The sequence below is a fragment of the Flavitalea sp. genome (assembly GCF_035489435.1).
GTDB lineage: Bacteria > Bacteroidota > Bacteroidia > Chitinophagales > Chitinophagaceae > DATHKG01.
Window position 1 is genome coordinate 67,957 of sequence record NZ_DATHKG010000096.1, and the last position, 12,336, is coordinate 80,292.

Sequence of the window (12,336 nt, forward strand, 5' to 3'; positions counted from 1 at the left end):
TCTTTTGAAACAAGTGCTATTTCTTTATTAGTTTGATAACCCCAAGTCGCTTATTGTCCGGCCCAAGCAACTGCACAATATAAACACCGGGCATAGTCGCTTTACCCTGAAGGTTTATTCTTTGATTCCATCGTCCACCGAACACATCAGCGTAAGTCTGCCTAAATACCACCCTTCCGGTAAGATCTGACACCTGTACAGTTACATTTTTCATGTTTGCAGTAAAGTCTGCAGCAATAGTAACTTCGTCCAGGAACGGATTCGGGTAAGCTTTCACACCTTTAATTTCAACTTCCGGTATAACAGCGCTTATTTTCAGTGGTTCAGCTTTCTCATTGTTTACTATCTCACTCACTATGAGTTGATTAAGTACTGGTTTGGTTGCCAACCCTGTAGTGGTTTCCTCATTCGGACTTGTAGTTTTTGGAGCAACCTGATAACTATGAATAACCAGGGAATTAAGGTAGGCAAACATTGACCATTCCGTCATACTGATAGTCAAGAGTACTTCCCCATTTTCATCTGGCTCTACATAATCTAACTGAACGGTTTGACTGGTATTGAGGGATGCATTAAGTGACACACTTTTTCCGTTAATAGTATAAACACTTGTTCTGTCACCAGTTCCATTCCTACTTCCCAGGAATACAAAACTATATCTCATAGCCCTGTTTAGATTCTTGATTCGAAGTTCAGCAGTTGAACCCTTATCTACCCACCATGAACTACGCAATACGTTATCAGGGTAAATACCACTGTTGTTTCGTGTATTCATGCCATCAGGATTATCTCCGCTAAAGTTCTTCGCGATAACCATATTGATTCCGGTTGAAGTATTTTGGTCGCTTTTCAGATTTGCAAATTCATAGCCCTGTTCAGGAACACGCGCGGTATTGTTCCATGGAAGCGGTGCGTTATCAGTTCGGTTAAAGTTGATAAATACTGAATAGGAATAAGTTGCCGTTCCGTCAATGTTGCTGAATTCGGAGAACAATGACTGCAACTTCGCACGAACCTTGTAATAATACTTTTTGTTTGCCTGCAAGGTTGGATCTACAAACGATGTTGCATTTGGTCCGGTAGTAGACACCAGGCTATATGTTCCACCATAGGTCTCTGAGCGGTATACCTCGAATCCATTTTCACCTGCAGATTTATCATTCCAGGTAAGACCAATTGATGTTTTAGACTTAGGTACCACTGCCAGGTTTGTTGGAGCCAATGGCGTTCCGTTATCGATATACGATTGTATTACCAGGGCACCGAGATAAGCAAACAATGAGTTAGTTGCCTTCTGTGCTGTAAACTCTATGACTCCGTTGACATCTGGTTCCAGTCCGTTGATCTGAACAGTATTGGCAACGTTGTTTGCAGCGTTGAGTGACACTGTCTGACCATTGGCGGTGTAGTTAGTCGTTCTGTTATCTCCACCCAAACGACTAGCAAAGAAAATAAGATTATACTTTCTGCCGGGGACATTCAATCCTGAAATCCTGATTCGTTTGACAGCTGTTGAACTTTCATAGAATACAGTTTTCATTACATTATCGGGATATATACCCGTATTGTCACCGGTTGTCGCTCCAAGATCATTTGCACTTTCCCATCCATCAACCAGAGTTATTGAAACTCCTGTGATACTGTCATTGTCTGCTTTCAGTCCGGTCAACACTCTTCCGGCATAAGGAAGACTGTTAAAGCTATTCCATGGATAACCGACAGGGATTGTCGTATTGAAATTTACATAAGTTGAAGTGATATCCTTGTCAGTAACTGAGATTGTAAACTGACGACTGCTACTTGCACCTTTATCGTCATTTGCAGTTAATGTAACATTGAATGAGCCAATATTATTACCAGGTGTCACATTGATAGTTCCTGTTCCGTTTCCATTATTTGTAACAGATGCAAATGAAGGTAAACCCAGCGTTTTTAGCGTTATTATATCTCCCGCATCATCAGTCAGTGTGAAATTGACTGTAGAAGTTGCCTGGGTTTTCAGTGAGATTCCGGCAATTGTTCCAATTACAGGACTTGTATTAGGTGAGGTAATTGAAACTGTATCGCTATTGGGAGAGCTTCCTGCAGCGTTGGTCGCCTTGACGTAATAATAATATAATGTATTTCCGGAAATTGTACTATCAAGATGCTGAGTAATATTAGCATTGTTGCCACCAGGTGTCAGCAAAATGTAAGGGCCTGCTGATGAAGTAGCACGGTAAACTTCGTATGCGGATTCATTGTATGCAGCGTCAACCCATGTAAGATCCATTTTACCACCGCTCAGTCTGACTTCAACCTCTCTTGGTTTTGCAGGCGCAGTCCCGTCATCTGCCGAAGTTTCTATTACCATCGCATTCAGATAACCGAATGCAGAGGATGCTCCTTTTGACAAAGTTACTGTAAGACTGCTATCGGATCCGGGCTGCATGTTAAATAACGTTACCGTGTTGCTGAGATTGCTCGCAGCATTCAGACTTACGCTTGAACCGTTAATGGTATAGACGCTTGTCCTGTCATCGGATACGGCACCTCTACTACCAAAGAAAGTAAAGGAATATTTGGTCCCTGGATCCAATTTATAAAAACGCATGCTTTGCGGGTTGGCATCCGTGAAATATGCTGTTTTCAGGACATTATCAGGATAGATACCAGAGTTGTTTCCTGTAGAAGCACCCAACGTATTGGTACCATTATTTTGGTTCTGCCATGGCGTTAATATCTTAAAGCCAATGCCTGTATTAATTCCTGCGTCATCAGACAGGTTCGGGAAATCTGCATTCAGGTTCGGAAGCCTGTTCGTGCTATTCCATGGAGCACCAACCGGGAACTGCACCGTTGTTGGAGTAAAGTTCAAATAGATCTTCTTGCTCGCCGGTGTCACATCATTCACAGAAATATTGAACGAAGTTGTACCCACTCCATTTTTACCGTCATCAGCTTTTGCAATAACAGGATAAATACCATTATCAGGATACCCTGGTGTAAGAGTGATTTCTACCGAGTTGCCGTTGACTAGAGTTGTAGCAAATGAAGGCAATCCTTCAAATGACCAGGTGATAACGTCCGTTGGGTTTTGGTCTGTCGCCGTAAGCGTAAACTGTTTGATCGCTTTTTCGTCCACATTCACAGGATCAATCTCAGCAACTACCGGGGCATGGTTGTCATTTACCACAAGTTGGAAGGCTGTAGTTCCTGCACCACCATGACTATCCGTCGCTGTTACAATAATATCAGCGTAGGTTCCCTGTTGCAGGTCCGAAGGAGCGAAGGTGAGTATCCCGGTTCCGTTTATTGCGCCTGGTGTAAATGTGGCAAAAGCCGGGAGATTTGTGAAACTGAACGTAATTGGCTCAGAACTACTAACTGTAGCATTAAGGTTCAGTTCAAGTGTTGTACCAAATCTCAGGAATTGATTTGAAACAGGAGCAACCACCGGCTGCACATTGATAGTCTTAGCACTATCCTCATTTGAATAAGGAGAATAACCACCATCATTCACCGCTCTTACTTTATAATAATGTATCGCATTTGAAAAAAGGCCGTCATCATTAAATGAATTGCTGTTAGCCGGAAGCGAAGCAATAAGAATATAATTCTCTTTAGAATCTTCAGAACGATAAAGTTCATAGCCCGCTTCATTGTTTGCTAAATCAGTCCAACTGATGCTATTAGCAGATGTACTTACTCCTGAACTTGTGAGATTAATAGGAGCTGCAGGTATTAAAGGCAGGGCCAATGTTGTTGCTGCAGAAATAGCAAACGTGCCAGCCTTCACATTATTTACCGCCAACCCTGAGAGAGCATTACTGAACACTGCCAGATCGTCGATCCAACCATTGTAAAGGACAGTACCACTTGTGACGTTAAAGGCGTTTGTTCCGTTTGTTGTACCAATACGATGACCATTAGAAGTTGTGGTCATTGCTACAAATGGCAAATCAAGGTTTGATACTACAAGCACCCCGTTCAGGTAAAATTTCAGTGTGTTTCTATTATAAACAATTGCAACATGGTTCCAGTCCAGGCTGGTGAAAGGAACCTGAAGTGCAACGCGAACGTTATTGCTCGCCAGGCCTACGCGAAGTTGATTATTACTAATCATAACAGAAATACCGTCATCACTTCCTCCTAAATCAAGCACAACCTTATTACCGGTATTGTTTGCCGACTTCATCCAAAATGCCACAGTCCTTTCGACATAAGCCTCTTGCATGAAGCTTGCCGTATTAGGGATGGTGAGGTACCGGTTGTTGGTACCATTCAGATATACAGAATGAGTCCCCTCTGCCTTGTTAGCATTGTCAAAAGTTGGCCCACCGTTCGCTGTTATGGTCCGACCTGTGGATAGTGAATCGTTGTATGTATTATTGAACTTCCAGTTCGACTCGATCCAATTTGAATTATAGGCAGACGCACCGGAATTATTGAATGATCTGATACGATAAAAGTAGGTGGTTGAACCCGAAAGACTTGCTGAATCCGAATATGAATTAGAATTAGCACCTACTGTACCAACAGTAATAAAACTGGTCAGGACATTTGGAGTCGGTGTTCTTTGTATCTCGAATCCTGTTTCGCTATCCGAATTATCTTCCCATGTAAGATTGATTCTGTTATATGAAGCTGCTGTTGCAACAAGATTTGATGGTGCAACCGGCGCAGAAGGATTCAATGTTGGACTGAATGCAGTACCAGGTATAGTAGTAAAGTTTGTGTTAAGAGGAGTTCTCCATGAAACACTCATGCTTTCACTGCCCGTATTATGGAAAAACGCTATTGATATAGGGTATACACCTGCTGTTAGTGTAACTGTACCGTCTCTGTCTTGCGCGTTGTGATCCCCGTCATTATTAACCAATGGGCTAGCTGAATAGTTATATGAACCTATCCAGAGTTTGCTTCCATCACAAGATCTTGTCCGGAATGTGTAAGAACCGCTGACAGGAATTGTTATATAGCCTTCCCAAAGAAATCCAAAATTATCGTTTTGAAGTCTGGGACTGATGCTCACTTCAGAATATACACCAGTAGCAACCGGTGTGAGATTGTTAAAGTTCGGTAGCACTGACCAGGTACCTTGATAATACTTGTATTTGAGGCCGGTATTGAGAGAAAGGTAGTTGCTAGGTGCTGAAAGATTTCCTGCTTTATCAATAGCTTTTACAATAAATATATAAGATGTGTCAGGTGTAACATTATAGCAAGTGAAAGTAGTATCGGCAGTTACATATGATTTTACATCATTAATATAAATTTCATATTTATCCATTGCAACATTATCGGTCGAACTATTCCATTTTAATACAACAGTATTATTTGCTACACTGGTAAACACCAGGTTCTTAGGCGCAGTCGGTCCTTCAGTATCAGGCACAGTAGTGCTGCTTACTTCAGGAGTAGTCGCAGATGCCCCGGAATTACCCACTGCCCTTACGAGATAATAATATTTAACATTCGTGATAAGATTATTAACGGCAAACGTGGTTGTATCCTTCCCTGTTATTCCAATCAATGAATAAGGTCCACCTGAAACCCGTGACTGGTATATTTCAAATTGAGTTTCATTATTCGTTGGATACGGATTATCACTCCAATCAAGTTTTATTGAAGTGGTAGAGATCTTCGATGCTATCAGGTTTGCCGGAGCATCAGGTTTTGGTGTGCTATCTGCATCAACTACGGTGAAATTTGGCGACCACGTGCTCACACATCCAAACTGCTCAGTCACTTTTACGCGATAGTCGCCAGGCGTTGTTACATCAAGATGGCTGGCAGTACCAATCGTTCCAACAGATCCTACTTTTTCCCAGGTGTAACTTGCATAACCTTCAGGCATAGCCAGGGTCACCTTATTACTCGCAAGCGAAGGTATAACCCGGCTTGTACCGCCAAACAATGTAATATTAGGAGTAATTGTCGTGTCGCGTACTTTAACAACTGCAGGTACAGGTGACCAGTATGACCAGGTAGTTCCTCTTCTTACACGCACATCATAAGTACCAAAATCGGTAACATTATATACGTTGTTCGTTGCATTGGCAATAACAGTTCCATTTTTGCGCCATTGGTAACCATCAAAACCGGTACTGATACCTAATGTTACATTTACCGGTTCGCCTTGACAGAACTGAAACTTTTTGAAAAGAGGAACAGGGTTCAATTTGTTAGTTGAAAGAAGGAATGGGAAAAATTGCTTTTCAGCCCAGGCCAGATTCCACACATCATGACCGGTATTCGGATATAACGTGTATTTATAATTTCCACCAGCAGCAGTTATGGCCGCACCGACTTCGGCACTGGCAGCAGGATTAGGTGATTTATCTAGTCCCCCCTGGAAATGCCAAAGATTTATAAACTTTAGCTTTTCAAGATTGGCAGTATTTTTATAAGATGCATCCACGGCACTCATTGGTAATGCGCCTGCAAATAAACTGGGATGTCTCAATGTAAAATCCCAGGTGCCACTTCCACCTGCAGAAAGACCATTGACAAATATTTTATACGGATCCAGTTTCACTTGCGGAACCATGTAGTTCAAAAGAACCTCGCGTAGTGCATCGTATTGAGAAGCACCAAAATAACCGTACTGATTCTGAGGAAACAGTACAAAGCCATCAAAGGTGCCATTATCAACAGCATCCATAAGAGTTCTTCCGCCATGGTATAACTGGAACTCGTTATCATATATGGGTCCAAGTTCTCCTCTCCCGTGTAACATTATTATAACCGGGTAGGTTTTACCATCAGTTACACCGTGTTGATAGCTTTTTGGAAACTTTATTCGGAAAACTATATCCTTATACTGATAAGCCTTGTATGAATCGCTATTCCAGCTTAAGCGCTTGGTTCTTACCCATTTTTTCATCTGTCCCCAGGCTGGTAACGTAGGAGGAGCAGATGAGTTGTAATTCACAACAGGGTCGTTGGGATTCAAAACCCCTGCTTGCGCAAAAGAGATAACATTCAAAGAGGTACACAGGCATAAAATCCCTAGTAACCGAAGGTAGAAAAGCTTCATATTATTTGTTTAATCCAGTTTAGAACTCGAAATGCTTAGGTGGTTGCAGGAAGATTGGAAACTTTGGTTGATGCTTAGGATTTAAACTTCATTAGAAGTTTGCTCTTTGAATGTGTGTATTCAAACGGATTATGATGAGCAGCTTTTAGAGGAGATTGGTTTAGGGGTTTGATAGGATACACAAGATATTCCAAAAGTCCGAAAGTCAAAATAGACAAGAGACTATTTTCGTTATTTTAATTTTGCATTATTATTTTTTTCTCTTTTGCCATGTAAATATTCACCTATAATAGTGTATCGCACAAAATTCTCATAAAGGAAAAGTGAAATCAAAATTGGAACTATAACGACCAGCATAAACCGAAAGATGCCTGGTACATAAGTCTGTGTGAAGTAAAGTTGTAGCCATGCAATTAATCCCAGGTGCATTAAATATATAAAATAGGATGCATCTGAAATATATCTCCACTTTTTGTTTTCCTCTCCGAGGTGACGCAGGAAAAAACCTATTACGCCATAAACCAGGATTATAATTTGAAACGCTACAATCATCTTCAATAAAAACATTTGCCATCCGGTAAACCGATGGCCTGAAAATTCTACCAGAAAAAGCAGGATGCATAATATTGACCCAACGGTAATATTCAAACGAAAATGATTTGTGATCCATTGTAAATCAACAGGGTGCTTATTTACAAGCCATCCGGCAAGAAACAGTAGGGCATAAAAAAGAAGATATTCCGGATTTGGGAATAGGCCTGTGTCTACATGCAAATACAGGTCCTTTGACATAGATAATACCATCCACACAAGAGCGCTAAAAAAAACAATTCCCTTAATACTACCCGGACGTATCGAGTTCAGTAAGACACTAAACCGGGTTATGAAACTCATCAAAAACTTAATATTACCAAGTCGGAACCAGGCAACCACAACAACATAATAAATAAGAAGATAATATAAGAACCAGAGATGAGCCAGGCCGTTCCATTGAATAAGGCCCTTAAAAGAATTCTGAAATATAATGTTCCATTGTCCTGGATGATCAGTTAATTCCCTGGATACCAAAAATGGAAGGATGGTAAATGGTAAAATGAAAACCACACTAAATAATAGCGGTATCAATATCTTTTTTGACCTATGATAAATGAATGACTTTTCTCCCATCCTGATGAATAACAACCGCGAAAAATAGCCAGCGATTAAAAAGAAAAGTGGCATCCTGAAAGAATGGACATAATGGTAGATCAGATCGAAGGTCCAGTGGTTAAAACTTAGATCGTGTGGCCAGTTTGCCAGGGGAATTACCTTGTATGCAATTGTGGCGTGTAACAAGATTCCCAACATCATCGCAAAGCCACGCAAAGCATCTATCCCATGTAGGCGGTTACCCACAAGAAGCTTTGTTTTTATTTCAGGCTTATCTATGATAGCTGTTACTTCCATTTTTATACTGCTTTTTCCCACACTGTCACAAACCCACCATTAAAAGAATAAGGTAGCCTTTCAGCTATGGCGCAATCAAGTTTCTGAAGGACCTTAATTTTTTTTGTTAGTAATGAAAATGGAAAAACATCCTCAACAAAATTTGTTTTACCAAACTTTATGATTGAGAAATTATTTTGTTGAGCTAATTTTATCAAAGACGACTTCGTGAAGAACTGAATATGGGTTAAATCATCAGCGCTGCTTTGTACTGTTGTTCCGCGATAACCCAGTCCTTGTTTAATTTTATTAATTATTTTCCAAATCGGGCCATTGCTTTTTTGTAACGAAATTACCGGCCGGGTCACTAACAGTTCTCTGGGACCTTGGCCATTTGGCACTGTTACAATCAAAACTCCATCCTTATGTAAAACATCATGCAATACCGCTAGCAACTTCCCGGGGTCGTTAAGATGCTCAAGCACCTCACTGCAAATTACAGCGTGGTAGCGAGCTCCATCACTAACCAACTGTTCAGCACTTTTCACTTCAAAACTTACATTCGAATTATTATTAAGCTCCATTGCACGTGCAATGGCTTTTTCACTTATGTCAACTCCCTTCACTTTAAAACCCTGTTTTCCAAGGCTCCTTGAAATAACACCATTACCACAACCTACATCAAGTACCTCGGCGCCTTCCGGAAGTCCGGATTCCAGGACATTACTAATAAATTTCAATCTTTTGATATCTGTTATTCTTTCAAACTCCATCTGGTTAAATTTATTTTGCGGAAAAAGTTTGAGGTACACTTCTTCAATCTGCCTTGTCATAGTGACGGCATTATACCTTTCTCTAATTGTAATTTGCGAATTCTGTTGAAGTATGAGCCTGAGACCTGGATCTTTTGCCACACGTAGTAGTGCTTCACAAATAGCCTCCCGGTTACCGGGTTGAATCAGAATTCCGTTTTTATTATGTATGATTAACTCACTGGTTCCGTCAACGTCAGAAGCAATAATTGCCTTTCCCATCGCCATTGCTTCGAGCAACCCGATAGGCAAACCTTCCCATAACGATGGCAACATAAAAATATCTCCAGCTGCAAGGATTTCTGGAATATCTGATCTGAAAGAGGTAAATGTAACGTTTGGATTTATGTTCAGGGTACCGGCTAATGTAACTGCTTCCGTTTTAAGTTCACCATCTCCAACCATAAGCAAATGCAGTTGAGGAAGCTGCTTTAAAGCTTTCGCAAAAGCTGCAAGGAGTTGAAGAGGTTGCTTCTGATGTGTAAATCGGGCTACAAACAACACCAGTATAGCGTCGCTTGAAATTCCCAGTTCTTTCCTGATATTTTTAAGTTCTTTTTCAGGAGAAAATTTATTCTGATCTATTCCATTGTTAATTATTACCGATTCGAACTTTTTTAGAAAATCCTCTCCAGACTTTTTGTTCGATGCCGAAACAGAAATATTGATATCAGATTTTGATGTCAGATATTTTTCACCCCAAACACGCAGGTTTCTGACAATGAAATTTTGATCGGGGTGAAAAGACCAGCCATGAACAGTGTAAACCACTGGAATGTTCAAGGAACGAGCTGACCACATCACATTGGAGTTGGCCCGCGTTCCATGTGCATGGATGATATCAACGTTTTTAGATCTGATAAATTTATTAATAACTTTCCGTTTGCTAATATCAAACGGCCGTTCGGTATGAATTACATGACATTCGACATTGGCCTTTCTCATTCTGTCCACCATTGGACCGTCCGTAAAAGAAAGTACAATGGGTTCAAACTTTGACCTGTCAAGATTTTCAATAAGGCTCAATAGATGGGATTCGCCCCCACCTACCTGGCCTTGCCGGATGCATTCTAAAACTCTTATTTTCCTGTTATCTCTCACTTTAATTACACTAAAGACTTCTTTTTAACCGACCATCCATCAGGTAACTTTTCTGTTATCTCGATATTACTAAACTCCTGGCTTTGCCTGGCTCCGACTCTTCTTGCCCATTCCGCCATCCTGGTGATACCTTGTTTAAGATCAATCCCAGTTGGCGAACCAAACACACCATGCGCTTTTGTATGATCGGAATACGCGTGCAAGACTTCATTTCTTGCTTTGAGATAAGTGATGTTGGGCTCAACACCAAATTCATCACATACAACCTGAGCAAGTTCATTTACCGGGTAAGGCTTATCTGCGCCGATATTAAACACCTGATTATATGCCCGGGGAATATTTACTGAATTAGTTATAGGAATTGCAACGTCATCAATAAAGCTGAACGCTCTTGTCTGCGTACCATCACCAAAAATTGTGAGCGACTTACCTTGCATGATCTGGTTCATGAAGATGCCGATTACATTACGGTATTTGTCACCAATATTTTGATTTTCGCCATATACATTATGTGGACGGAATATAACATAGTTTAGTCCGAACATCTCGTGGGCAGACCTTAGATCTAGTTCTACAGCATATTTTGACACGCCATAAGGGTCTTCAGGTATTGGCGTCATTTCTTCGGTCATAGGTAGTTGACCTTTGCCATACACTGCAATCGATGAAGTGAAAACAAAACACTTCACCTTGTGTTTGATAGATTCATTAATTAAATTGATACTACCAACGAGATTGTTGTTATAGTTAAACCTGCGAATGAAATGTGACAATCCTTCTGCAGCATAAGCTGCGAGATGATACACAAAGTCAAACTTATGAATTTCAAACAGTTCTGTTACAAGCTTGTCATCGGTGATAGAACCGTGTACAAATAATGCGCCATCCGGGATATGATCTTCAAACCCACCACTCAGATCATCCAACACAACGACTTCGTGACCAAGAGACAGTGCGTGTTTTACGACATGCGATCCAATAAACCCTGCGCCACCGGTAACTAATGATTTAGGCATTTTCAATTTATTATTAATGATTCAAATAGATTGTTTGTTATACTGGAGAATGCTTGGAAGTTTTGAAATTCCAGGTTGTTCCCTTAATAAAAGAGTTGAGATGTTCAAATTGCCTGCTTACAATGAATTTGACAATGGACTTTGGGGCAGTAAACAACATAAAAAAGGCATAGAATGACAATAGCTGCGTTTTTGTAGTGTTTCGTCTCATATAAAGAATGCGGTTCCTGGTATGATAGTAAACCTTGATTGCGCTTTGTCTACCCATTGACACCGATTCTTTATGAAATATCAGCCCCTTCGACTGATAGTAAATTTTAAATCCCGCCCGCAGGATTCTTGAACTCCAGTCCCATTCTTCATAGTAGATAAAAAATTTCTCAGGAAACATTCCTACTTTCTCAATCACTTTCTTGCTGATCATCATAGCGCAGCCATGTGCTCCATGGGTATAACCAGAAACATCATATTGGCCTTTATCTTGCTCCATGCTTCCAACCGCGGTTCCACGACCCGTATATAGGTTGATGGGATTGAAGCCTGCATATTGAATAATGTCAGGTTCACTATGGTACCTTATCTTTGGGCAGGTAACACCGATCTTATCGTCATTTAAAAATGGTTCAATTAAAACCTCCAGAAGGTCAGCTGTAACTTCAGTATCATTATTGACGACAAAAATGAAATCTCCTTTTGCCTGTCTCATACCCCAGTTGTTTCCCCCTGTAAAGCCAAGATTGGTTTCACTCCTTAAAACTCTTGTGTTGGGATAATTGCCTTTTTCAATCGTAGAAGTCGGATCGATATCAGATGCCATATCGCAAACCAGGATCTCGTAGTTTGAATACGTCAGTAGTCTGGTTGACTCGAGGAAGGCACAGGTAACCAAAGTTTGGTTCCAGTTTAAGGTTATAATAGAAACCAGAGGTTTCATTGGGTAGGGCATAAATACGGTTTGAAG

General features: G+C 40.7%; 5 protein-coding genes. All 5 read right to left on the bottom strand.

The window, feature by feature from the left end; all coding sequences use genetic code 11:
• Positions 1–16: 16 nt before the first annotated feature.
• Complete coding sequence (locus VK664_RS15790; RefSeq protein ID WP_461399648.1) at positions 17–7,021, bottom strand: fibronectin type III domain-containing protein; 7,005 nt, start codon at positions 7,019–7,021, stop codon at positions 17–19.
• A 231-nt stretch (positions 7,022–7,252) separates the two neighbouring features.
• The gene (locus VK664_RS15795) at positions 7,253–8,467 is read right to left on the bottom strand and encodes an acyltransferase family protein (RefSeq protein WP_461399649.1); all 1,215 of its coding nucleotides are present in this window, start codon (positions 8,465–8,467) and stop codon (positions 7,253–7,255) included.
• Positions 8,468–8,469: 2 nt separating this feature from the next.
• The gene (locus VK664_RS15800; RefSeq protein WP_461399650.1) at positions 8,470–10,359 is read right to left on the bottom strand and encodes a glycosyltransferase; all 1,890 of its coding nucleotides are present in this window, start codon (positions 10,357–10,359) and stop codon (positions 8,470–8,472) included.
• A 5-nt stretch (positions 10,360–10,364) separates the two neighbouring features.
• Positions 10,365–11,375: an NAD-dependent epimerase/dehydratase family protein gene (locus tag VK664_RS15805; RefSeq protein WP_461399651.1), complete on the bottom strand. Its 1,011-nt coding sequence runs from the start codon at positions 11,373–11,375 to the stop codon at positions 10,365–10,367.
• Positions 11,376–11,412: 37 nt separating this feature from the next.
• On the bottom strand, positions 11,413–12,321 hold the full coding sequence (locus VK664_RS15810) for a glycosyltransferase family 2 protein (RefSeq protein WP_461399652.1): 909 nt from the start codon (positions 12,319–12,321) through the stop codon (positions 11,413–11,415).
• Between the last annotated feature and the right edge of the window lie 15 nt (positions 12,322–12,336).